This window comes from Streptomyces sp. TAA040 (assembly GCF_000424845.1).
In genome coordinates this window covers 193426-216690 of the sequence record NZ_AUKR01000001.1, presented here as the reverse complement: position 1 = coordinate 216690, position 23265 = coordinate 193426, and the positions used below count along the sequence as shown (strand labels likewise).

The 23265-nt window shown below is 74.0% G+C and carries 19 protein-coding genes and 1 pseudogene; 6 read left to right on the top strand and 14 right to left on the bottom strand.

All coding sequences use genetic code 11. The features are described 5' to 3' along the window. Window positions 1–4: 4 nt before the first annotated feature. The 7 genes from murD to rsmH are packed head-to-tail and all read right to left on the bottom strand — an operon-like array spanning window position 5 to window position 9116. The gene (murD, locus tag H300_RS0100975) at window positions 5–1483 is read right to left on the bottom strand and encodes a UDP-N-acetylmuramoyl-L-alanine--D-glutamate ligase (RefSeq protein WP_051269258.1); all 1479 of its coding nucleotides are present in this window, start codon (window positions 1481–1483) and stop codon (window positions 5–7) included. After that, a complete protein-coding gene (gene mraY / locus H300_RS0100970) occupies window positions 1480–2538 on the bottom strand; it encodes a phospho-N-acetylmuramoyl-pentapeptide-transferase (protein WP_028425904.1) in 1059 nt (352 codons plus the stop codon). The genes murD and mraY overlap by 4 nt, the downstream gene beginning before the upstream one ends. Then, a complete protein-coding gene (locus H300_RS0100965; RefSeq protein WP_028425903.1) occupies window positions 2535–3974 on the bottom strand; it encodes a UDP-N-acetylmuramoyl-tripeptide--D-alanyl-D-alanine ligase in 1440 nt (479 codons plus the stop codon). The genes mraY and H300_RS0100965 overlap by 4 nt, the downstream gene beginning before the upstream one ends. Further along, the gene (locus H300_RS24350) at window positions 3971–5629 is read right to left on the bottom strand and encodes a UDP-N-acetylmuramoyl-L-alanyl-D-glutamate--2,6-diaminopimelate ligase (protein ID WP_051269256.1); all 1659 of its coding nucleotides are present in this window, start codon (window positions 5627–5629) and stop codon (window positions 3971–3973) included. Before H300_RS24350 ends, H300_RS0100965 begins: the two co-directional genes overlap by 4 nt. Continuing rightward, the gene (locus H300_RS24345; RefSeq protein ID WP_051269255.1) at window positions 5626–7737 is read right to left on the bottom strand and encodes a peptidoglycan D,D-transpeptidase FtsI family protein; all 2112 of its coding nucleotides are present in this window, start codon (window positions 7735–7737) and stop codon (window positions 5626–5628) included. The genes H300_RS24350 and H300_RS24345 overlap by 4 nt, the downstream gene beginning before the upstream one ends. 45 nt (window positions 7738–7782) lie before the next feature. Beyond that, window positions 7783–8154 carry a cell division protein FtsL gene (gene ftsL / locus H300_RS24340; RefSeq protein WP_037978791.1) on the bottom strand — a complete coding sequence of 124 codons (372 nt, stop codon included), beginning with the start codon at window positions 8152–8154 and terminating at the stop codon, window positions 7783–7785. Continuing rightward, entirely contained in the window at window positions 8151–9116 is a 966-nt protein-coding gene (gene rsmH, locus H300_RS0100945) for a 16S rRNA (cytosine(1402)-N(4))-methyltransferase RsmH (RefSeq protein WP_028425902.1), read from the bottom strand. The genes ftsL and rsmH overlap by 4 nt, the downstream gene beginning before the upstream one ends. A 406-nt stretch (window positions 9117–9522) precedes the next feature. On the opposite strand from rsmH, the gene H300_RS24335 reads away from it, so the two are divergent. From H300_RS24335 to H300_RS0100925, 4 genes are all read left to right on the top strand, one after another. Continuing rightward, a complete protein-coding gene (locus tag H300_RS24335; protein ID WP_037978790.1) occupies window positions 9523–10053 on the top strand; it encodes a beta-class carbonic anhydrase in 531 nt (176 codons plus the stop codon). A 130-nt stretch (window positions 10054–10183) separates the two neighbouring features. After that, window positions 10184–11209, top strand: coding sequence for an AAA family ATPase (locus H300_RS24330; RefSeq protein WP_051269323.1), 1026 nt, complete (start codon window positions 10184–10186; stop codon window positions 11207–11209). Then, window positions 11209–12564, top strand: coding sequence for a DUF58 domain-containing protein (locus H300_RS0100930; RefSeq protein ID WP_028425901.1), 1356 nt, complete (start codon window positions 11209–11211; stop codon window positions 12562–12564). The genes H300_RS24330 and H300_RS0100930 overlap by 1 nt, the downstream gene beginning before the upstream one ends. After that, window positions 12564–14960: a transglutaminase TgpA family protein gene (locus H300_RS0100925; RefSeq protein WP_028425900.1), complete on the top strand. Its 2397-nt coding sequence runs from the start codon at window positions 12564–12566 to the stop codon at window positions 14958–14960. The genes H300_RS0100930 and H300_RS0100925 overlap by 1 nt, the downstream gene beginning before the upstream one ends. A gap of 167 nt (window positions 14961–15127) precedes the next feature. Here H300_RS0100925 and H300_RS0100920 read toward each other — a convergent pair whose 3' ends face one another. The 3 genes from H300_RS0100920 to H300_RS24325 all read right to left on the bottom strand — a co-directional run bounded on the left by H300_RS0100920 (window position 15128) and on the right by H300_RS24325 (window position 17055). Next, the gene (locus H300_RS0100920; protein WP_028425899.1) at window positions 15128–15547 is read right to left on the bottom strand and encodes a DUF3040 domain-containing protein; all 420 of its coding nucleotides are present in this window, start codon (window positions 15545–15547) and stop codon (window positions 15128–15130) included. A 189-nt stretch (window positions 15548–15736) separates the two neighbouring features. After that, the gene (locus tag H300_RS0100915) at window positions 15737–16525 is read right to left on the bottom strand and encodes a methyltransferase (RefSeq protein WP_078515616.1); all 789 of its coding nucleotides are present in this window, start codon (window positions 16523–16525) and stop codon (window positions 15737–15739) included. Between the two features lie 20 nt (window positions 16526–16545). Further along, complete coding sequence (locus tag H300_RS24325) at window positions 16546–17055, bottom strand: SAV_6107 family HEPN domain-containing protein (protein ID WP_051269253.1); 510 nt, start codon at window positions 17053–17055, stop codon at window positions 16546–16548. A 178-nt stretch (window positions 17056–17233) separates the two neighbouring features. Between H300_RS24325 and H300_RS24320 the strand changes: the two are divergent. Next, a pseudogene (locus H300_RS24320) lies at window positions 17234–17854 on the top strand (TetR/AcrR family transcriptional regulator); the annotation flags it as partial. Between the two features lie 404 nt (window positions 17855–18258). Continuing rightward, on the top strand, window positions 18259–19809 hold the full coding sequence (locus tag H300_RS0100900; protein WP_078515615.1) for a phytoene desaturase family protein: 1551 nt from the start codon (window positions 18259–18261) through the stop codon (window positions 19807–19809). Between the two features lie 123 nt (window positions 19810–19932). Here H300_RS0100900 and H300_RS29665 read toward each other — a convergent pair whose 3' ends face one another. From H300_RS29665 to H300_RS0100880, 4 genes are all read right to left on the bottom strand, one after another. Further along, complete coding sequence (locus H300_RS29665; RefSeq protein ID WP_028425896.1) at window positions 19933–21111, bottom strand: hypothetical protein; 1179 nt, start codon at window positions 21109–21111, stop codon at window positions 19933–19935. A gap of 20 nt (window positions 21112–21131) precedes the next feature. Continuing rightward, window positions 21132–22049, bottom strand: coding sequence for a methylenetetrahydrofolate reductase [NAD(P)H] (gene metF / locus H300_RS0100890; protein WP_028425895.1), 918 nt, complete (start codon window positions 22047–22049; stop codon window positions 21132–21134). A gap of 80 nt (window positions 22050–22129) precedes the next feature. Then, window positions 22130–22840 (bottom strand): thiamine phosphate synthase, encoded by a 711-nt coding sequence (thiE, locus tag H300_RS0100885; protein ID WP_028425894.1) that lies wholly within the window; start codon window positions 22838–22840, stop codon window positions 22130–22132. 57 nt (window positions 22841–22897) lie between these two features. Next, entirely contained in the window at window positions 22898–23263 is a 366-nt protein-coding gene (locus H300_RS0100880; RefSeq protein ID WP_028425893.1) for an Rv2175c family DNA-binding protein, read from the bottom strand. Window positions 23264–23265: the final 2 nt, after the last annotated feature.

The following is a 23265-nucleotide window of genomic DNA, read 5'->3' as shown; positions in this document are numbered from 1 at the left end:
CGGGTCACTGCTCGTGCACTGCGCTGCCGTCCGCCAGGTCGCCGACGGCGGCGGCGAAGGCGTCGCCGCGCTGACCGTAGTTGGTGAACATGTCCATCGAGGCGCAGGCCGGGGCCAGCAGCACGGTGTCGCCGGGGCGGGCGAGGTCCGCTGCCGCCCGCACCGCCGCCGCCATCGACCCAGTGTCCGTCCGGTCGAGGTCGACGACCGGCACATCCGGGGCGTGTCGCCGCAGGGCTTCGGCGATGGTGCGCCGGTCGGCACCCATCAGCACCACCCCCCGTAGCCGGGGCGCCGAGGCCGTCACCAGCTCGTCGAAGGCGGCGCCCTTGGCCAGGCCGCCCGCGATCCACACCACCGGGTCGTAGGCCGCGAGCGAGGCCTGTGCGGCGTGCGTGTTGGTGGCCTTGGAGTCGTTCACGTAGGCGACGCCGCCCACGTCCGCCACCCGGGCGATCCGGTGGGAGTCGGGGCGGAAGGCCCGCAGCCCGTCCCGCACCGCCTGGGCAGGCACTCCGTACGCCCGTGCCAGGGCGGCCGCCGCGAGCGCGTTGGCGATGTTGTGCGGGGCCGCACCACCGGTCCCGGGCGCGATGTCGGCCACCTCGGCCAGTTCCTGCGCCCGCGCGCCGCGGTCGGGGAGGAACGCCCGGTCGACGAGGATGCCGTCGACCACGCCGAACTCGGAGGGCCGCGGCACCCCGGGGGTGAAGCCGATCGCCCGCGCCCCCTCGGCCACGTCCGCCTCCCGGACCAGCGCCTCGGTCGCCGGATCGGCCGCGTTGTAGACGCAGGCCACCTGGTTGCCGGCGTAGATCCGGCCCTTGTCGGCGGCGTACGCCTCCATCGAGCCGTGCCAGTCCAGGTGGTCGGGGGCCAGGTTGAGCACCGCGGCGGAGTGCGCACGTACCGAGGGCGCCCAGTGGAGCTGGTAGCTGGACAGCTCGACCGCCAGCACGTCGTGGGGCACCTCGGAGAGCACCACGTCCACGATCGGGGTGCCGATGTTGCCGACGGGGGCGGTACGCAGTCCGGCGGCGCGCAGGATGGCGGCCAGCATCTGGACGGTGCTGGTCTTGCCGTTCGTGCCGGAGACCGCTAGCCAGGGCGCCGCGTTCGGGCCGCGCAGCCGCCAGGCGAGTTCCACGTCGCCCCAGACCGGGACGTCCGCCTCGGCCGCGGCGGCGAACAGGGCGGAGCCGGGCGACCAGCCGGGGGAGGTGACGACCAGCTCGGTGCCCTCGGGCAGGGTGTCGCCGTCGCCCAGCCGCGCGGCGATGCCGGACTCGGCGAGTTCGGCCGCGCGTTCGCGGTGCGTGGGACCGTCGCCGCCGTCCAGGACCGTGACCTCGGCGCCCAGCCCGGCGAGGACCCGGGCGGCGCTGACGCCGCTCACCCCGAGGCCGGCCACCGCGGCGCGGCGGCCGCGGAACTCCCGGGCGGCTGCCCGGGACTCCGCGTCCGCCGCCCGGCCGCCGGTCACTTCCGCGCCGCCCAGGCCGCGTAGAAGAGCCCGATGCCGACGATGGCGCACATGCCCTGGATGATCCAGAACCGGACGACCACCAGGACCTCGCTCCAGCCCTTGAGTTCGAAGTGGTGCTGGAGCGGTGCCATCTTGAAGACGCGCTTCCCGGTGAGCCGGAACGAACCCACCTGGATGACCACCGACATGGTGATCAGGACGAACAGTCCGCCCAGGATGGCGAGCAGCAGCTCGGTCCTGGAGAGGATCGCCAGACCGGCGAGCGCGCCGCCGAGGGCCAGTGAACCGGTGTCGCCCATGAAGATCTTGGCGGGCGAGGTGTTCCACCACAGGAAGCCGAAGCAGGCGCCCATGAGGGCCGCCGCGACCACCGCGAGGTCGAGCGGGTCACGGACCTCGAAGCAGCTCGGGCTGCCGGTGATGGCGCAGGAGTCCTGGTACTGCCAGACACCGATGAAGGTGTAGGCGCCGAAGACCATCACCGAGGCGCCGGTGGCCAGCCCGTCCAGTCCGTCGGTGAGGTTCACGCCGTTGGACATCGCCAGGATCATGAACAGCGCCCAGATGACGAAGAGCACCGGGCCGATCTGCCACCCGAAGTCCTCGGTGAAGGACAGCCGGTCTGAGGCCGGGGCGTTGCCCCGCAGGTCCTCGAAGTTCAGCGAGAGGACCGCGAACGAGATGCCGACGACCAACTGGCCGAGCATCTTCGCCTTGGCCCGCAGCCCCAGGCTGCGCTGCTTCACGATCTTGATGTAGTCGTCCAGGAAACCGACCAGTCCCATGCCGCCCATCAGGAAGAGCACCAGGAGACCGGACATGCTCGGCTCGCTGCCGGTGAGCATCTTGGTGAGCGCGTAGGCCACGAAGGTGGCCAGGATGAACGCGATGCCACCCATCGTGGGGGTGCCGCGCTTGCTGTGGTGGTCCCGCGGGCCGTCGTCCCGGATGAACTGCCCGTACCCCTTGCGGGCCAGCAGCTTGATCAGCAGCGGGGTGCCGATCAACGTCAGGAAGAGCCCGATGACCCCGGAGAAGAGGATCTGCCTCATCGACCGGCGACCTCGCCATCCACGTCGGTGAGCAGGTCGTGCGCGACCTGCTCCAGGCCTGCTGAACGGGAAGCCTTCACCAGTACGACATCCCCCGGACGCAGTTCACTGCGCAACAGGTCGATCGCCGCCCGAGCGTCGGACACGTGCACCGACTCCTCACCCCACGAACCCTCGTTCTTGGCGCCCATGTCCAGCCAGGCGGCCGCTCGGCCACCGACTGCCACGAGCTTGCTGACGTTGAGTCGGACGGCGAGCCGTCCGACCGCGTCGTGCTCCGCGAGCGCCGCCTCACCGAGTTCGGCCATCTCCCCGAGCACCGCCCATGTACGACGTCCACTGCCCCTGGTCCGTCCGCCGGCGATCGCCACGAGCGCGCGGAGCGCGGCCCGCATCGACTCCGGGTTCGCGTTGTACGCGTCGTTGACGACGGTCACGCCGTCGGCGCGTTCGGTGACCTCCATCCGCCACCGGGAGAGCGTGCCCGCGTCGCTGAGCGCCTGTGCGATGTGCTCGGCGGGCATGCCCAGTTCATGGGCAACGGCCGCCGCGGCAAGCGCGTTCGACACGTGGTGCTCACCGTACAGGCGCATGGTCACGGTGCTGCACCCGGAGGGTGTCCGAAGACGGAAGGACGGCCGTCCGTCTTCGGTCAGCTCGACGTTCTCGGCGCGCACCGCGGCGTCCGGGGAGATGTCGCCCTCGCCGAAGAACAGCACCCTGGCGCGGGTGCGCCCGGCCATCGCGCGGACGAGCGGGTCGTCGCCGTTGAGCACCGCCACGCCGCCGTCCACCGCGGCGGGCAGCCCCTCGACCATCTCGCCCTTGGCCTCCGCGATCTGCTCACGGCCGCCGAACTCCCCGATGTGGGCGCTGCCGACGTTGAGCACCACGCCGACGCGGGGCGGGGTCAGCCCGGTGAGGTAGCGGATGTGGCCCTTGCCGCGGGCTCCCATCTCCAGCACCAGGTGCCGGGTGTCGCGGTCGGCCCGCAACGCGGTCAGGGGCAGGCCGATCTCGTTGTTGAGCGAGCCGGGCGTCCACACCGTGGGGGCCAGGCGCTCCAGCAACTGGGCGATGAGGTCCTTGGTACTGGTCTTGCCGGCCGAGCCGGTGAGGGCGACCACGGAGGTGCCCAGCGCGGCCACGGAGCGGCGGGCCAGCACGCCCAGTGCGGCGACGACGTCCTCGACGACCACCGCGGGCGCCCCCACCGGCCGGGTGGCGAGGACGGCCACCGCCCCGGCGGCCACGGCCCGCCCGGCGAAGTCGTGGCCGTCCACGTGCTCGCCGTCGAAAGCGGCGAACAGGCTGCCCTCGGCGGCCTGCCGGGAGTCGATGACGACCGGGCCGGTGACGCGGACCCCGGGGTCCGGTATGTCGTGCGGTTGCCCGCCGGTCGCCTCGGCGATCTCGGCGAGAGTCAGGGGGATCATCGGTTCAGCCGCCCCTCGATGGCCAGCCGCAGCACCCGGCGGTCGTCGAACGGCCGGATCACCCCGTGGATGTCCTGGCCCTGCTCGTGGCCCTTGCCTGCGACGATCACGGTGTCGCCCGGTTCGGCCCTGGCCACGGCGACCGCGATGGCCGCCGCCCGGTCCTCCTCCAGCAGGACCGTCCCGCGCTCGTGCTGCGGCACCTCGGAGGCGCCGGCGAGCATGGTGGCGAGGATCGCCAGCGGATCCTCGGAACGCGGGTTGTCCGAGGTCAGCACAGCGGTGTCGGAGAGCCGCGCCAGTGCCGCCCCCATCGAGCGGCGCTTGTGCGGGTCGCGGTCGCCGCCGCATCCGAGGACGGCGTGCACGCTGCCCTCGGTCACCCTGCTCACCGCCCGCAGCACCGACTCGACGGCGTCGGTCTTGTGCGCGTAGTCGACCAACGCCAGGAAGGGCTGGCCGGCGTCCACCCGCTCCAGCCGGCCGGGGACGCCCGGCACGGCGGCCACCCCGTCGGCTGCCGTCCGCGCGTCGATGCCCGCGGCGACGAGGGCGACGAGGGCGGCGAGGGCGTTGGAGACGTTGAACGCGCCGGGCAGCGGCGCCTCGGCCGCCACCCGCGTCCCGTCGGGGCCGACCGCGGTGAAGGTGGAGCCGAGCGGTCCCACCTCCACGTCCTCGGCGCGCCAGTGGGCATCCGGGTGGCCCTCGGCGGAGAAGGTGACGACCGGGACCTCGGACTCCCGCACCAGCCTCAGCCCGTACTCGTCGTCGATGTTGACGACCCCGGTGCGGGAACGCGCGGTGGTGAAGAGTTGGGACTTCGCCCGGAAATAGTCCTCCATGTCCGGGTGGAAGTCGAGGTGCTCGGGACTGAGGTTGTTGAACACCGCCACGTCGAAGACGCAGCCGTCGACCCGGCCGAGCACCAGCGCGTGGCTGGACACCTCCATGGCGACGGAGGTGACACCGCGTTCGCGCATCACCGCGAACAGCGCCTGGAGTTCGGTGGCCTCCGGGGTGGTCCGCTCGGACTTGAGCCGCTCGTTCCCGATCCGGGACTCCACCGTGCCGATCAGGCCGGTGAGCTCGCCCTCCTTGGCGGCGGCCCGCAGCCCGCCGTCGATCAGGTAGGCGGTGGTGGTCTTCCCCGAGGTGCCGGTGATGCCGATCTGGAGCAGGTCGCGGCCCGGCTCGTCGTAGATGGTGGCGGCGAGCCGGCCCATGCGGGCCCGCGGGTCGGGCACGGCGAGCACCGGCAACCCGGCGGCCTCGGCGCGTTCGACCCCGGCGGGGTCGGTCAGCACCGCGGCGGCGCCCAGCGAGCGGGCCTGGCCGGCGAAGTCGGCGCCGTGGAACCGGGCACCCGGCAGCGCGGCGTAGATGTCGCCGGGACGCACCGCGCGCGAGTCGTGCGTGATGCCGGTGACGGCGGCGTCGGCTGCCGGCTGCCCCGGCGCCGGGACGTCCAGCGACCGGGCGAGTTCCCCGAGCGGGACCGGCCGGAGGCCGGTGGGGCGGGGCGGGGCGGATGGGTTCTGATCAGCTTGTGGCACGGCGGTGAGATTACCGGGCGGAGCGGGACGGCCGCGAAGCGAGGGGCCCGGCGGGCCGGCGGCGTCGGTGGTCGAGGTCACGTGCGTGCTTCCCCTCATTCACCCGGGGTGAAGGTGGTGGGCAGCCCCGGGGGCTTCTTTCCGCTCGGTGCGGCCTGGAGGGTCTTGAGCGAGAACTGCATCACTTCCTTGGTGACGGGTCCGCAGACCTCGCTGCCGTAGTAGCTGCCCTTCTTGGGGTCCTGGACGGCGCAGTAGACGGTCACCCGCGGATCGTCGGCGGGCGCGAACCCGGCGAAGGAGGCGGTGTAGCCGTTGTAGCGGCCGGTCTGCGGGTCCACCCGGTTCGAGGTGCCGGTCTTGCCCGCGACCCGGTACCCGGGGATCCGGGCGACCTTGCCGGTGCCCTCCTCGTCGGCGACGACCCCTTCGAGCATCCAGGTGAGCTTCTTCGCCGTCCCGGCGCTGACGACACGCCGTTTGTCGGGCTCGGGCGCCGCGGCGTACCGGCCGTCCGGGCCGATGGTGCCGCGCACCAGCGTCGGCTCGATGCGCACGCCGCCGGCGGCGATCGTGGAGTACACCGAGGCGGCCTGCATCGCGTTCACCGAGACGCCCTGGCCGAACGGGATGGTGTGCTGCTGGGAGGCGTTCCAGTCCTGCGGGGCGGCCAGCAGGCCGTCCGTCTCGCCGGGGAACCCGAGCCCGGTGGGGCGGCCGACGCCGAAGTCGCGCAGGTAGGAGTACAGCACCTCGTTGGCCTGCTCCTGCGTGGTGCCGAGCCGTTCGGCCGCCAGGATGGTGCCGATGTTGCTGGACTTCGCCAGCACCCCGGCCAGCGTCAGGTAGTACGTCTCGTGGTCGTGGTCGTCGGCGAAGGCCCGGCCCGCCCTGGACAGCCGGTTGGGCACGGTGACCCGGGTGTCGGGGGCGGCGACGCCCTCCTCCAGCACCGCGGCCATCGTCATCAGCTTCGCGGTGGAACCGGGTTCGTAGACGTCCTGGAGCGCCGGATTGCCCAGGGCGCCGGCGCCGACCGAGGAGAGGTCGTTGGGATCGTAGCCCGGCGCGTTGGCCATCGCCAGGATCTCCCCGTTGCGGGTGTCCTGGACGATCACGTAGCCGCTGTCGGCGTCCGACTTCTCCACCTGCTCGGTGATCGCCCGCTGCGCCGACCACTGGATGTCCCGGTCGATCGTCAGCTCCATACCGGTGCCCGGGGTGGCGGAGCGCTCCTCCGAGCCCGCGGTCGGCACCCGGCGGCCCGCGGACTGGGCGTAGGTGATCCGGCCGTCGGTCCCGGCGAGGCGCTTGTCCAGCTGCGCCTCCAGGCCGCCGCCACCGTCGCCCTCGGAGTTGACGAAGCCGAGCACGCCGGCGGCGAGCTCCTTGTTCGGGTAGACGCGCTTGGCCCGGGGCTCCGCGTAGATGCCCGCCAGCACGTTGGTGCCGGTCTCCTTCTGCTCCTTGTCGGCCAGGGCGCTCTTGAGGTCCTGGATCTGCCGCCAGGCCTGCGGGCTCTGCCGGCGGTCGAGCATGACGTACCGCGGGGCGGGCGGATCACTCAGCTTCCGGGTCAGTGCGGCCTCGTCCAGGCCCAGTATCGGGCCCAGCAGCGCGGCGGCACGTTCGGGGGCGTCGGGGATCCCGGCCTGCTCGGGCAGGAAATAGTACGGGTCGGCGGTGATGTCGTAGGCGTCGACGGTGGTGGCCAGCTCGCGTCCCCAACGGTCGGTGACCGTGCCACGCTCGGCCGCGATCGGCACCGTGACGTAGCGGTTGACGTCGGCCTGCTCGGCGTAGCTGGCCGCGTCGACGACCTGCACCTGGAGCAGCCGCACGGTGAAGGCCAGCACGATCATCGTCAGACCGATGCTGAGCAGGCGCAGCCGCGGCCTGGGGCGGCCCAGCCGCAGCGTGCCGCCGCCCGCGGCCTGCCGCCGCGGGGCGCGCGCCTTCGGCGGACGCGCCCCGGAGGCCGGTCGGGGGCGCGCGGCAGGGCGGGGCCGGGCGGCCGCGGGCTTCGCCGCGCCGGAGCCGGCCGGTGCGGCCCTCTCGGGCCCGCCCCCGCGGGTACGGCGGGTACGGCCGACCGCCGGCCGCGCGGCGCGCGGCGGCGCGGAGCGGGACGGACGGGGGACACGACGGCGCGGTTCCCCGCGCCCCCTGGCGGCCCCGGTGCGGTCCTCGGGGTCCTTGGGGCTCACCGGGCGGCCCCGGCACTGCGTACGTCACTGGGGGACGTCACGACGTCACCTCCCTGGATCGAGGACGGCCGGTGCGGGGTCGCCCGCTACGGAGCCGTCCGGGCGGAGGAAGACCGGGCTGCCGCCCGGGACCAGGCCGAGTTCGCGGGCGCGGCGGTCCAGCGCGTCCGGGGCCGCGTAGGCGTCCACGTCCTCCTGGAGCGCCTGCTCCTCGTCAGTCCACTCCTTGGTCTGCTGCTTGAGCTCGCTCAGTTCGAACGACCCCTGGTTGACCGAGGCGTTGAGCAGCAGCAGGACGAGCAGCCCGCTGCCCAGCAGCAGGACGATCAGCAGGACGAACGGGGTACGGGCCGCTCCGCCGCTGCCTGCGGGCGTCATCAGGTGCGAGAACCGGCCCGGGCGGGGCTGGGGTGTCATGCCGCGTTGTCCTCCCGAATCCGTTCCGCGGCCCGCAGCCGGGCCGGGGCGGCACGGCGGTTGCGGGCGACCTCTTCCTCGTCGGGCAGTTCGGCACCGCGGGTGAGCAGCCGGAGCCGCGGCTGGTAGCGCTCGGGGACGACCGGGAGCCCGTGGGGTGCGGTGCCGGTCGCGCCGGCCGTGAGCACCTTCTTCACCAGCCGGTCCTCCAGCGAGTGGTAGGAGAGCACGGCGATCCTGCCGCCGACCGCGAGGGCGCCGACCGCCGCGGGTATCGCCCGCTCCAGCACCGCCAGCTCCCCGTTGACCTCGATGCGCAGCGCCTGGAAGGTGCGCTTGGCGGGGTTGCCGCCGGTGCGTTTCACGGCCTGCGGCAGGGCCTCCCGGATCAGCTCGACGAGCCGCGCGCTGTGCGAGAAGGGTTCCTTCTGCCGCTCGCGCACCACCGCCTCCACGATCCGGCGGGCCTGCTTCTCCTCGCCGTAGCCACGCAGCAGCCGCACCAGGTCGCCGGCCGGGTAGGTGTTGAGCACCTCGGCAGCGGAGACCCCGGTGCTCTGGTCCATCCGCATGTCCAGCGGGGCGTCCTGCGCGTACGCGAAGCCGCGGTCGGCCTCGTCGAGCTGCATGGAGGACACGCCGAGGTCGAAGAGGACGCCCTGCACCGCGGGCGTCCCGAGCCGGTCCAGGACCGCGGGGAGTTCGTCGTACACGGCGTGCACCGCGGTCACCCGCTCGCCGAACCGGGCGAGCCGCGCGCCGGCGAGTTCGAGGGCGGAGCGGTCGCGGTCGAGGGCGAGCAGCCGGGCCTCGGGGAAGCGCTCCAGCAGGGCCTCGCTGTGACCGCCCAGGCCGAGCGTGCAGTCCGCCACCACCGCCCCCGGCCGCTCCAGGGCGGGGGCGAGCACATCCAGGCACCGCCGCAGCATGACGGGTACGTGCCGCTGGTCGCTGCTGGTCATGCGCCCTCCGAGGTCCGGCGCGGGCTGCTGCGGGTACAGCTCGGTCCCCGCCCGCTCTGAAGGGGAAGCAGCCTCCTGGCACCGGGGAAGCGGTGTCGGGCAGCCGTGAGCGGGAGGAGGTCGAACCGCCGTGTGCGCGGCCGCGCACAGGGGGGATGCCGGGCCGGGGCCCGATCTCGGCTGGACCCGCGCTCTCGCGCCTCCCACTTCGCGTCACTTTAGTCCACCCGTCCCCCCGGTCAACCAACCCCGGGGGCGCGTCACCCGACCGGCTCGCGGCCGCGCTCCGACCCGGCGCGCAGGCTGTTCGGCCGCGTGCTGTGGGGTAGCTCACAGGCCACTCCGCTGCCCGGCCCGCCCGGCCCCGCAGCGGGCCCCGCCGGCCTCGCCCGGATACCGTCTCCCCATGCCGACCTCACCGAACGACGGCACGGTCACCGACCGTCTTGTCGTAGCCAACAAAGAGTACGCGTCCCGCTTCACCGACCCCGGGATGGACGCCCAGCCGGTGCTGGGGGTGGCCGTGGTCGCGTGCATGGACGCCCGGCTGGACCTGCACGCCGCTCTGGGCCTGGAACTGGGCGACTGCCACACCATCCGCAACGCGGGCGGCGTGGTCACGGACGACGTCATCCGCTCCCTCACCATCAGCCAGCGCGCCCTGCGGACCCGGTCGGTGGTACTGATCCACCACACCGGCTGCGGCCTGCTCGACCTCACCGAGGACTTCCGGCAGGAACTGGAACTGGAGGTGGGGCAGCGCCCGACATGGGCGATCGAGGCCTTCCGGGACCTCGACCAGGACGTACGCCAGTCGATGGAGAAGGTACGCACCTCTCCCTTCCTCCCGCACACTGATGAAGTGCGCGGGTTCGTCTTCGACGTGACGACGGGGCTGCTGCGGGAGATCGATCCGCAGATCGGCACGGAACGGTGACGTGAGAGTCGATGTACATGAAGAATGAACCGTCCAGGGCATCCGTCGGCGACGCGGTGCCGGCGTGTTTCCGGTCGGATCGGTCCCGGTACCCCGGGAGCGTTCTGTGCAACGGGCCGAGGAGGGCCGGGTGACGACCTATGACGAGCGAGCGAGACTCAGCGATCTGACCACCACCGCGGACGCAATCCGCCGCGCGATGGAGCAGGTGATCGAGGGCAAGCCGGAAGTCGTACGGCTGTCGCTGACCGTCCTGCTCGCCGAGGGCCACCTGCTGATCGAGGACGTGCCGGGGGTGGGCAAGACCATGCTCGCCAAGGCACTGGCGCGCTCGGTCGACTGCTCGGTGCGGCGCATCCAGTTCACGCCGGACCTGCTGCCCTCCGACATCACCGGGGTGAGCGTCTACGACCAGCAGCGCAAGGAGTTCGAGTTCAAGCCCGGGGCCGTCTTCGCGCAGATCGTGATCGGCGACGAGATCAACCGCGCCTCCCCCAAGACCCAGTCGGCCCTGCTGGAGTCCATGGAGGAGCGCCAGGTGACCGTGGACGGGCAGACCTACCGGCTGCCGGACCCGTTCATGGTGGTGGCCACGCAGAACCCGGTCGAGATGGAGGGGACCTACCCGCTGCCCGAGGCGCAGCGGGACCGCTTCATGGCCCGGGTCTCCATCGGCTACCCGAGCCAGGAGGCCGAACTGGAGATGCTGGACGTGCACGGCGGCGTGTCGCCGCTGGAGGACCTCCAGCCGGTGGCGCACGCGCACGACATAGCCAAGCTCATCGAGGCCGTCCGCAACGTCCACGTGGCCGAGTCGGTGCGCCGCTACGCGGTGGAACTGGTGACCGCCACCCGCAACCACCCGGAGCTGCGGCTGGGCGCGTCTCCGCGAGCCACGCTGCAACTGCTGCGGGCCGCCAAGGCCGGGGCGGCCCTCGACGGCCGGGACTTCGTCCTCCCCGACGACGTGCAGGCACTGGCCGGCCCGGTGCTCGCCCACCGGCTGCTGCCGACCGCGCAGGCCCAGCTCGACCGGCGCTCGGCCGAGCAGGTGGTGACCGAGATCGTGCAGCGCACCGGCGTGCCGGACACCGGTCCACAGCGATGGCGGGACGGCCCCTGGCGGAACGACCAGCAGCCGCCGCGGAGGCCCTGATGGCGGCCGGGGACGGTGGCGGACAGCACGGGTCGCTGCGTGCCGCACTGGGCGGCCTCACCACCCGCGGCCGCTCGTTCCTGGCCGCGGGACTGGCGGCGGCCGTGTGCGCCTACGTGCTGGGCCAGGGCGACCTGCTGCGGGTGGGGATGCTGCTGGCGGCCCTCCCGACAGTCGGCGTCCTGGTCCTCCACCGGACCCGGCACCGCGTCACCGGGTCCAGACTGCTCGCCCCGAACCGCGCTCCGGTGGGCAGCCACGCCCAGGTGCGGCTGCGGATCGACAACATCTCCAAGCTGCCCACGGGGCTGCTGATGCTCCAGGACCGGGTGCCCCAGGTGCTCGGTCCCCGCCCGCGGTTCGTGCTCGACCGGGTCGAACCGGGCGGCCGCCGCGAGGTCTCCTACCGGGTGCGCTCCGAACTGCGGGGGCGCTTCCTCCTCGGGCCGCTGCAACTGCGGTTGACCGACCCGTTCGGCATGGTCGAGCTGACCCGCAGCTTCAGCGCCCGGGACACCCTGACCGTCGTCCCGCAGGTGGTGCACCTGCCCCCGGTGCGGCTGGCCGGGGACAACTCCGGCTACGGCGACGGGCGGCACCGGGCGCTGGCCCTCGCCGGCGACGACGACGTCATCCCGCGCGAGTACCGGCACGGGGACGACCTGCGTCGGGTGCACTGGCGCTCCACCGCCCGCTACGGCGGGCTGATGGTCCGCCGGGAGGAGCAGCCGCAGCAGGCGCACTGCACGGTGCTGCTCGACACCCGGCGGATCGCCTGGCGAGGCGGCGGACCCGGCTCCGCCTTCGAATGGGCGGTGTCCGGCGCGGCCTCGGTGGTGATGCACCTGCTCGAACGCGGCTACGGGGTCCGGCTGCTGACCGACACCGGCAGCACCGCCCCCGGCCCGGCCGGAAACGGTTTCGACGGGGACCCCTCGGACACCGCGGGACTGCTGCTCGACACCCTGGCCGGGGTGGAGCAGTCCGCGGACCCCGGACTCTCCCGGGCGTACGACGCGGTCAGGGCGGGCAACGAGGGGCTGATCGTGGCCTTCCTCGGCAGTCTGGACGCGGCACAGGCAGCGATCGCCGGCCAGATCCGGCAGCGGGCCGCCGGCGCGGTGGCCTTCGTCAGCCGAGAGCCCGGGCTCCTCCCCGCCTCGGACGGACCCGAACCCGTAGCCGGCGGCGAGGAGGGCGCCGCCCCCGCGCCGGACCCGGACGACGAGGGCGCGGCGGTCCGCCGGCTACGGGAAGCGGGCTGGACAGTGATCCCCTACTCCCCCGACGAGCCGCTGCCGGAGCTGTGGCGACAGGCCGACCGGGCGGCGACGAGCGGCGGAGGCATCTCCTGATGAGCGCACGGATCCGGCTGGCGCTGTGCGCCTGGATCGCCACGATGGCGTCCGCGAGCGCCCTTCTGCCGCTGGTCGAACCGTCCGACTGGCTGCTCCAGGTGGCGCTGCTGCTCGGGCTGCAGAGCGCCGTCGGGGCCGCGGCCCGGCGGACGCCGCTGCCGCGTCCGCTCGTCGCCGCGGTGCAGGCGCTGCTGGCACTCCCGCTGCTGACCTTCGTCTTCGTCCGGGATCACGCCTTCCTCGGACTCGTCCCCTCACCGGACAGCCTGGCGACGCTGGGCGCCCTGGTGACCGAGGGCAGCGAGGACGTCGGCCGCTTCGCCACCCCCGCCCCGCTGACCGAGGGCATCCGGCTGCTTCTGATCGGCGGCGTGCTGCTCGTCGGGCTGCTCGTCGACGTCCTGGCCGTCACCTACCGCAGCGCCGCGCCCGCCGGGCTGCCGCTGCTGGCCCTGTACTCGGTGGCGGCCGGCCTCGCGCAGGACGGCACCCGGTGGCTGTGGTTCCTGTGCGCGGCGGCGGGGTTCCTGCTCCTGCTGCTGGCGGAGGGCCGGGACAGGCTCGCCCAGTGGGGCCAGGTGTTCAGCGGCGGCCCCGGCCGGCCCGCCCGCGCCGCGAGCCCCGCCTACGGCGACCGGACCAGCGCACCCCTGCGCCACGGCCACCGGATCGGCGCCGCTGCCCTGGGCATCGCCCTGCTCGTCCCCGCGCTGCTGCCCTCGCTGGACAGCGGACTGCTCGACCCGACCGGCCGCGGGGGCGGCGGCAACGGCACCGTCTCCGCGGTCAACCCGCTGGTGGCGCTCCAGGACAGCCTCAACCAGCCGGAGAACCGCACCGTCCTCACCTACGAGAGCGACGCGGAGAGCGAGCAGGACCTGTACACGCGGATCGTCGCGCTCGACCAGTTCGACGGCTCCGCCTGGAAGCCTTCCGAGCGGCGCATCCAGGCGGTGCCGGACCCGCTGCCGCAGCCGATCGGGCTGTCCGCGGGGGTGGAGACCGAGACCGTCACCACCCGGGTGGCAACGGCCGACTGGTACGCGCAGAGCTGGCTCCCGATGCCCTACCCGGCGCAACGTGTCCAGGTCGACGGCAGGTGGCGGTTCGAGCCTGTCGGGCGAACCCTCGTCGGCGACCGCGGGCAGGACACCAAGGGCGCCCGCTACGAGGTGGAGAGCCTCGTCGTGCGGCCGACCGTCGAGCAACTGGCCAACGCGCCGCAGCCGCCCGCCAGCCTCCAGCGCGAGTACACCAGCGTGCCGGACTCGCTTCCCGGGGTGGTGGCGGAGACCGCCCGCTCGGTGACCGCGGGCTCCGCCGACAACTACGAGCGGGCCCTGGCGCTCCAGGAGTGGTTCGCCCGGGAGGGCGGCTTCAGCTACAGCACCGAGGTGCGCGCCGGCACCGGCAGCCAGGCGATCGCCCGCTTCCTGGAGCAGAAGGAGGGCTTCTGCGTCCACTTCGCCTTCTCGATGGGCGCCATGGCCCGCACCCTCGGCATTCCCGCGCGAGTGGCGGTCGGGTTCACCCCGGGCCGCTCCGCCGGCTCGGACGCCATGGAGATCGGGCTCCAGGACGCGCACGCCTGGCCGGAGCTGTACTTCGAGGGGGTCGGCTGGACCCGCTTCGAGCCCACGCCGTCCCGGGGCAGCACCCCGGTGTACGCCCGGCCGGCGCTGCCGGAGCCCGGCGAGGAGGAGACACAGCTCCCGGAGGAGGAGCAGGCCCCCGAGGTGCCCAGCGAGGCGCCCATCGCCGAGGAGGAGTGCCCGCCGGAGCTCCGCCGGACCGGTGAGTGCGGCGAGGAGGAGCAGGACGCGGGAGCAGTCCCCGCCGAGGACGGCTTCCCCTGGCAACCGGTCCTGCTCGGGGCCGGAAGCACGGCGCTGGCGGCCCTGTTGCTGCTGCTGCCGCTGCTGTGGAGGACACGGGCCCGGTCGGGGCGCGTCGGCCGTCGGTCCCAGCGGCTCGACCCGGCGGCACGGACTCTGGCCGCCTGGCGGGAGATGCTCGACACCGGGTGGGACCACGGTGTCGTCCCCGAGGACTCGGCCACACCGCGCGCCGCGGCCGCCCGGCTGGCGGCGTCCGGCCGGCTGGGCCCGGAGGCCGCCCGGTCGGCCGAGCGGCTCGCGGCCGGGGTGGAGCAGGTGCTCTACGCCCCGTACCCGCGGCCCGCGGCGGGACAGGCCGCGGACGTCCAGCGGGTGCGCTCCGGGCTGCGGGCCTCGGCCCCGCGCGGCGAACGGCTGCGGGCGCTACTCCTGCCCCGGTCCGCCGTCCGGGTGGTGTGGCGCGCCTCGACCGGATGGACAGCCGTGGTGGGCTGTCAGCGGCAGCGTGCAGAGCGACTCGCCCGCCGTCTGCGGCGCAGGCTGCAGAGGGCCTGAGCCGGACGGGTGAGCGGGTCCCCCCCCCGGGGCCGGATCGCCGGACGCACGACAGGGGCCTCCCGGGCGGCCGGGGAGGCCCCTGTCGTGCGTGGGCGGCAAACGGGCTCCGCCCGTCCCCCCGGGGGGGCTGCGGCCCCTGAGCCGCTACCCCACCTGCTGGTCCGCTACTGCTGTTCGTCCCGACGACGCTGCCAGCGCTTCTCTATACGGTTCATCATGGAGCTGCGCTGCTGCTTGGGTTGTCGGCGACCGCTGCGGGAGGCACCGGCACCGGCTGCCTCTCCACCGGCCTCCGCCTCGCCCTCGCCCGCCTTCGGGTCCTTGCGCCAACCGGTGACGGCGAGCACGGCGCAACCGAGCATCACGAGGAAGCCCACCACGCTCACCCAGATGATCTGCGCCACCATTCCGGACATCAGGAGCGCAATACCCACCAGAAAGCCCGCGACCGCCTGGTAGACCCGCTTGCGGGTCGGCGTGCGCAGATCGCTTCCCTCGAGCGCTGTCGCGAACTTGGGATCTTCGGCGTACAGCGCTCGCTCCATCTGCTCGAGCATCCGCTGCTCGTGCTCAGAGAGCGGCACGGAGTCCTCCTAATCGTCGGTCGCGGGGGCGACCGGATGCGACCCTTCAAGAATAGGCAGGGAATCGCCCCCGTGAAACCCGCCCTCTACGCCAATTCCTCCCACCGGGTCGGTCACGACCGACGGATCGCAGCAGTGGCGAGTTCATTCCCCTGCGGCGCCCCCGTCATGCCCGACGGTGTCCTTCGATCATACGGCGCGTAGTAGGTGATCGGGGGCCTGCGGTCCGGGCACCTCCGCCAGTACGTGCAACTGGGTGGCGACCGCGTGGAACGCCGGAATCTCCGCGGCCGCCGCTTCCAATTCGGCCAGCGCCCGCAGGGCGTCCGGCTCCGCGTCCACGAGTGCCCCGGGAACCAGGTCGCTGAACACCCGGACTCCGTGGACCGAACCGATCCGGAGTCCCGTCCCGGCCACGAGCCCGCTGAGCTGCTCGGCGGTGAAGCGTCGCGGCACCGGGTCGGCTCTGCCCCAGCGACCCTCGGGGTCGCCGAGGGCGTGCCGGGCCTCGGAGAAGTGGCCGGCCAGAGCACGGGCGAGCACCGCGCCGCCCAGCCCGGCCGCCAGCAGACTCAGGGCACCGCCTTCGGGGCGCAGCGCGGCCACCGTGTTCCGCAGGGCCTCAGCCGGGTCGTCGACGTACTCCAGCACACCGTGGCAGAGCACGACGTCGTAGCCGCCGGGCTCGATCACGTCCAGCAGGTCGTGGGCGTCGCCCTGGACACCGCGCACCCGCTCGGCCGTGCCGTCCTCCTCGGCCGCCCGGCGCTCCAAGGCGAAGAGGGCGTTCGGGCTCGGATCGACGACCGTGACGCGGTGCCCCAGCCGGGCGGCGGGCACCGCGAAGTGACCGGAACCGCCGCCGGCGTCGAGGATCTCGAGGGAGTCCCGCCCGGTGGCCGCGATCCGGCGGTCCAGGGCTTCCCGCAGCACCTCCCAGACCACGGCGGTACGAAGGGATGCGCGGGGGCGGGACATGGGCGTTGCTCCTCGGCTGCTCAGGGGCGGGCAGGGCCCCACCCTATTGCCTCGCCGGGGCGGGGGGGTTCCGACTCGACGCGGGGTCGCGGGAATGCCGGCTGCGCGCTCAGCATCCGCTCGACCGTACGGAGGAAGACACCGACCGCACCCACCAACGCGTCCGCCTCCGGTGCGCTGACGGCGTTTCTGATGCCGGCCTCGGCGCGCGCCCGGCGGGCCGCTCCGGCGGCGAAGTGCAGGCTCCATTCGGCCAGCTCGGGAGCTATCTCGGGGAGCACCGCCCAGGCGCTGCGTATCCGTCGCCGGGCGCGTTCGTTGTTCTCCGGGCGGCCGCGGACGGCGAGCACGGCAGCCGCGGTGCGCAGCGCCGCCAGGTGGGCGGCGACGTAGCGGTCGGCGGGGAGTTCCAGGGCGGACGCCTCCTCCAGGCCGTGCTGAGCCTGGGAGAGCAGGTCGAGAGCGGCGGGCGGTGCGGTGGCGCGGCGCAGTACGGGGTGGACATCGCTCGGGGGCCCGTTCAGCTTCATGGGCTGGTGCCTCCTTCGCTTTCCTTCGCTTTCCCTCACGTGCTCGGCTCTTTCCGACGTACCCCCACATCATGGACCACGCCACTGACAATCCGCCCTGACCTGGGGCAACGCCCCTGAACCAGCCGATCGGGCCACGGAGTCGGGCACCTGCGGGAAGAAGAGGACAATCGTGCGTATGAGAAGCGGCACGAGCAGTACCGGAAGCACCCGGCGGGACGCGACCCGGCAGAAGCTGTACGAGGCGGCGGTCACGCTGATCGCCGAGCAGGGCTTCTCGGCCACGACGGTGGACGAGATCGCCGAGCGGGCCGGCGTGGCCAAGGGCACGGTCTACTACAACTTCGGGAGCAAGACCGAGCTGTTCGAGGGGCTGCTGCGGAACGGGGCGGAACTGCTGACGGCCGAACTCCGGGCGGCGGCCGAGGGATCGGCTGCGGCGGGCGGTAGCCGGGTGGACGCGCTCGACGCCATGGTCCGGGCGGGACTGGTCTTCATCGACCGGTACCCGGCCTTCAGCCGGCTCTACGTCGCCGAGCTGTGGCGCACCAACCGGGCGTGGCAGCCCACCCTGCGGGTAGTGCGCGAACGGACGGTGGCGGTGGTCGAGGAGGTGCTCCGGCTGGGCGTCGCCGAGGGGGAGCTGAGCCCCCGGACCGACGTCGGACTCACCGCCGCCGGACTGGTGGGCATGGTGCTGGTGACCGCACTCGACTGGCAGGCCTTCCAGCGGCACCGCTCGCTGGACGAGGTGCACGGAGCGCTCTCGCTGCTCCTTCAGGGTCGCGTGGGCGGCCACGGACGGGAGGAGCCGGCCCCGGTGGCACGATCCGCGCCGAGCGCTGCCCGCTCCGGCGCCTGAGCTGCCCGGTGCGGAGGCGCTCGGCCGCACGGGGCGGGGACACGGCACGGGCGGCCCGCGGCGCAAGGCCCCGGACCGCCCGCTCCCCCGTGTTCCCCCGTACCCCCGTACGGTCGCCCCCTGCGGTGCGGCGCCGCGGTGTTCCGCCGCCCCGTGCCGGCGGTGCACCGCGGCGCCCTCGCCGTGCTCCACACTCTGCCGTCCGGCGGCCCGCCGCCCCATCCGCGCGGGTACTCAACCGGAGGGCTGAGTACCCGTACTCAACGCAGGTCACCCCCGGGTGCGGCGTCGGGCCGGGGCGCGCACTGCGGCATGGCCACGGGCGGTTAGAGTCCCTGCTCATGGCACGGATCGCAGTGATCGGCAGCGGATTGGGCGGGATGGCCGCGGCGGCCCGGCTGGCTGTCGCGGGGCACCGGGTGACGGTGTTCGAGCGCGGCGCGACGCACGGGGGCGGCGTGCGGGTGTACCGCCGGGACGGGTTCGGCTTCGACACCGGGCCGGGGCTCCTGCACCTGCCCGCGGTGTGGCGGGACCTGTTCGTGAAGACCGGGCGCGAGCCGCTGGAGGACGTGGTCGGGTTGCACCAGCCCCGCCCCGCCGCACGGCACCACTTCCCGGACGGCACGGCCGTCACCCTGCCGGGGGTGTCCCGGGCCAAGGTCGTCGCCGGACTCGACGGTGCGCTGGGAGCCGGTGCCGGAGCGCGCTGGACCTCGGTGATCGACCGGGCGCGCCCGGTCTGGGAGGCGACCCGCAGGCCGCTGCTGGAAGAGCCGTTCACCGGTTCCGGCCCACCGCCCGGGCTCGGGCCCGACCCCTACCCGGCCGTCCGCCGCCGCGGCCTGCTCCGGCGCCGGGCACCCTCCCTCGCCGAGGCCGCGGCGGACGAGCTGCGCGACCCCCGGCTGGTGGCGATGCTGGAGAGCGCCGCCCTGGAGCACGGCTGCGATCCCCGGGCCGTTCCGGCGAGCGCCGCCGTGCTGGCGTACGTGGAGCAGACCTTCGGGAGCTGGTACGTCGAGGGCGGTGTCGGGGCGCTGGCCGACGCGCTGCACGCGCGCTGCCGGGACCGCGGGGTGCGGTTCGTCTTCCACGCGGAGGTGGCCGCCGTACTCACCGAGGGGGGCCGGGCGTCCGGAGTACGCCTCGCGGACGGCGGCAGCGCCGACGCCGACCTGGTGGTCTGCGCCACGCCGGCGCTCCCCCCGCTCGGCGTCCCGGACGGCGTCGGGCCGGACGGCGTCGGGCCCGACGGAACGCGGCCGCCGGGCCCGCGGCCCCCCGGGACGGGACGGTTCCGGGTGCTGCTCGCCCTCCGCGGCCCGCGGCCCGCGGACGCGGCGCACCGCACGGTGGTGCACCCGCCCGACCGCGCCGCGGAACTCGGCGCGCTCGACGGCGGAGCCGCAGCCGGGGCACCCGGCACCGCTCCGACGGTCACGGTGCTGCGCCCGGACGACCCGCTGCTGCGGCCCGGCCCGGGCTACGAGGCGGTGACGCTCGGTGCCACGGTCCCGGTCAGGGGCGACGTGGACTGGAGCGCACCGGGGACGGCGGAGCGCTGCGCCGAGGCGTTGCTGGCCGCCGCCGACACGGCCGGGCTGGGGCTCGCGGAGCGGCTGCTGTGGCGGGAGGTGCGCACCCCCGCGGACACCGAGCGGGAGACGGGCGCGCCCGGCGGCGAGGTGCCGGCCCCGGCACTGATGGGGGCGGCCCTGCCGGGGCGGTCCGCACCGCCCGTGCCACGGGCCAACTCCGGTCCGCTGCCCGGTCTGTACCTCGCGGGGGGCTGGGCGCACCCCGGGGGCGGCACCGCGCACGCCGGGATGTCGGGGGCGCTCGTCGCCGGCCTGATCGTGGAGGGGGACGGCTGGAGCGGCTCGCGCTGATCCGGCCCCTGCATCGGGCCTGCCGCAGAGCCCTGTCCCGGCCCGCGGCCCGCGACTCCCGGCGGGCCCGGCTGCCGCCGTATCCGGCCGCCGGCCCGGCTCCGGGAGCCGGAGCGCACGGGCTCAGCCGCGGTGGCCGTAGTCGTAGCCGCTGCCGTCCTGGTTCGGGTACTGCTGGTCGGCCTCCGGGTCCCGCTGGTGCGGGACCCAGACGCCTCCGGGCGGTGTCTGCTGGTAGGCGGCCGGGTCGGGGGCGTACTGCCTGTCGCCGTATCCGTAGCCGCCGTCCGCCGGGTACTGCTGGGCGTGGCCCTGGGTGTCCCAGGCCCCCGAGTCGTAGGGCTGCGCCTGCTGCGGGTCGTACGGTGGTATGGAGGAGCCGTCCGGCCCCCAGGAGCCGGCGCCCTGCGGGTCGGATTCCCAGGAGCCGGGAGCCGCGGAGCCGCCCGGGGCCTCCTGCGGGTACCCGTAGGGGGCGTACGGGTCGTAGGACTGCTGCTGCGCCGCCGAGGTGCCCCCGATGTACGGATCGGAGTAGGCCGCGTACTGCTCGCCGTACTCACCCCCGGCGTAGCCGTGCTCGATGCCGTCCTGGTAGGGCTGCTGGTAGCCGCCCTGCTCGCCGCCGTACCCCCCGCCGTACCCCTGCGCGGCGGCGTAGTCCTGCCCACCGCCGTAGTCCTGCTCGCCGTAGCCGCCGTAGCCCTGCTCTCCGGTGTGCCCGGTCCCCTGGTGGCCGCCGCCGTCCCAGCCGAACGCGCCCTGGCGGTCCCCGTACCCCGCGGCGGCGTACTGCTCCTGCGGCGTGCCCTGCTCGTAGGGGTCGAAGACCTGCGCGGCTGCCCGTTCCCCCGCGTCCCCCTCGCGCTGCTCCGGGTCCCCCTCGGCGTTGCGGTCGTATACCCCGTACTGGCCGGTGTCGTCGGGGAGCGGCTCGGGCTGGTACGCCGCCGTCTGCTCCAGGTGCGAGACCTCCAGGACGGCCTCGCTGCCGGGCTCCTCCTCGGCGCCCGGCGCCGCGCCGCGGCGCCGGGGGCTCGCCCCGGGCTTGCCCCCTATCGCCCAGCCGGTCGAGAACCCCTGGCGGAAGGAGAGGGTGACGAAGGTCTGGCCGGTGGCGAAGGCCGCCGTGCCGACGGCGATCACCGGAACCGAGGGCATCAGGACGCCCAGCACGACGCCGACGAATCCGAAGAAGGCCAGCAGCCGCCAGCGCAACCGGGCCTTGTACTGGAGCAGCACTTCGCCCAGCAGCCAGAGCGCGACAACTCCGAACGCGATGTAGAGGACCGCCCAGCCCATGTCGCCCCTCTTACCGAACCCTAGGCCCGTCGGTGCAGGCCCAGGTTCTCGTAGATTTCCAGCGTCGCCGTGGAGTGGTTGAGCGTGATGAAGTGAAGGCCGGGGATGTCCTCGGCCTTCAACGTCGCGCAGAGCTCCGTGGCGTACTCGATCCCGACCGAGCGTACAGCCGCCGGGTCGTCTTTGACCGCGAGGATCCGGTTCGCCAGCTCCGGAGGGAAGGTGGCATTGCTGAGCTGTGCGAACCGCTCGATCTGCCGCACGTTCGTGACCGGCATGATCTCCGGAATGATGGGGGTGTCGCAACCCGCCTCCGCCACCCGGTCGCGCAGCCGGAGATAGTCCTCGGCCCGGAAGAACATCTGGGTGATCGCGTAATCGGCCCCGGCCCGGCACTTGTTGACGAAGTGGCGCACGTCGCTGTCCCAGTCGGAGGACCGCGGGTGCATCTCCGGGTAGGCAGCCACGCCGACGCAGAAGTCACCGGACTCCTTGATCAGCTGTACGAGTTCGGAGGCGTGGCCGACGCCCTCCGGGTGCCGCACCCACTCCCCCAGCGGGTCGCCCGGGGGGTCGCCGCGCAGGGCCAGCATGTTGCGGATGCCCGCCCCCGCGTACTGCCCGATGATGTTGCGCAGCTCGGCGACGGAGTGGTTGACCGCCGTCAGGTGCGCCACCGGGGTGAGCGTGGTCTCGGTGGCGATCCGCTCGGTGGCGCGGACGGTGCCGTCCCGGGAGGATCCGCCGGCGCCGTAGGTGACCGACACGAAGGTCGGGCCGACGGCCTCGATCCGGCGGATGGCATTCCACAGGGTGCGTTCGCCCTTGTCCGTCCGGGGCGCCATGAACTCGAACGAGTAGGAGCGCTCACCGGAGGCGAGCAGCTCGCGGATGGTGAGGGCACGGTCCGTTCTGGTGGAGGAGATACCGAGGGCCATACACAGAGGCTAGCGGCAGCGGGCGCTCGTGTCCGGGGTGCGTCCAGGCATCGGACGGCATCGAGCCGCGGATTGGCCGATCAGCGCTCCCGCAGCCGGGCGCTGAGGGACGCCGCCACCGCGGCCGGGTCGGCCGCCGCGGTCAGCGCCCGCACCACCACCACCCGCCGCGCCCCGGCCCCGAGCACCTCGTCGAGGTTGTCCTCGTCGATGCCGCCGATGGCGAACCAGGGGCGCTCGGCGGGCCGGACGCCGGCCTCCGCGACGGTGCGCTCCGCGGCGGCCCGCGCCCCGGCCTTCGCCGCGTACCGGACCAGCGCAAGCCCGGGCGCCGGACGCCCCGGCTTGGTCGGGGTCGGCCAGCAGGGCCCGGTGCAGAAGTAGTCCACTCCCGGCTCGGTCAGGGCAGCGTCCACCTCGGCCTCGGCGTGGGTGGACCGGCCGATCAGCACCGCGTCCGGCCCCGAACCGAGGAGGGCCCGGGCCGCGGGGACCGGCAGGTCGCCCTGGCCGAGGTGGAGGACGTCCGCCCCGGCGGCATGGGCGACGTCCGACCGGTCGTTGACGGCGAGCAGCGCGCCGTGCCGGCGGCAGGCGTCGGCCAGCACCGCGAGGTGCTCCAGCTCCTCGCCCGCCTCCATGCCCTTGTCGCGCAGCTGGACGATGTCGACCCCGCCCGCCAGCACCGCGTTGAGGAAGTCGGGCAGGTCGCCCTGCTCCCTGCGGGCGTCGGTGCAGAGGTAGAGCCGGGCGTCGGCCAGTCGCTCACGGGCCGAGGGTGCTGCGGACACGGGTGCTCTCCCCCTGGGTCGGACGGGTACGGGCCTGCGGGCCGTGCGGGCGGCGGCTCAGACGGCCAGCGCCTGTGCCCGTCGTTTGACCTCGGTGCCGCGGTTCTCGCAGAGGGCCTGGGCGGGAGTGCCGGGAAGGGTGTCGTCAGGGGTGAACAGCCACTCCAGCATCTCCTCGTCGTCGAAGCCGTCGTCCCTGAGCACCGTGATCGTCCCGATCAGGCCCTTCACGACGCGGCCCTCGCCGATGAAGTCCGCCGGGACCATGAGCACCCGGTTCTCCCCGCGGCGCACCGCGATGAGCTGGCCGTCCCTGACCATCTGCCGGACCCGGGTCACCACGACGCCGAGGCGCTCCGCGATGTCCGGGAGGGTGAGCCAGGCGGGGACGAGCGCGTCCGTCTTTGCATCGATCTCGTTCACAT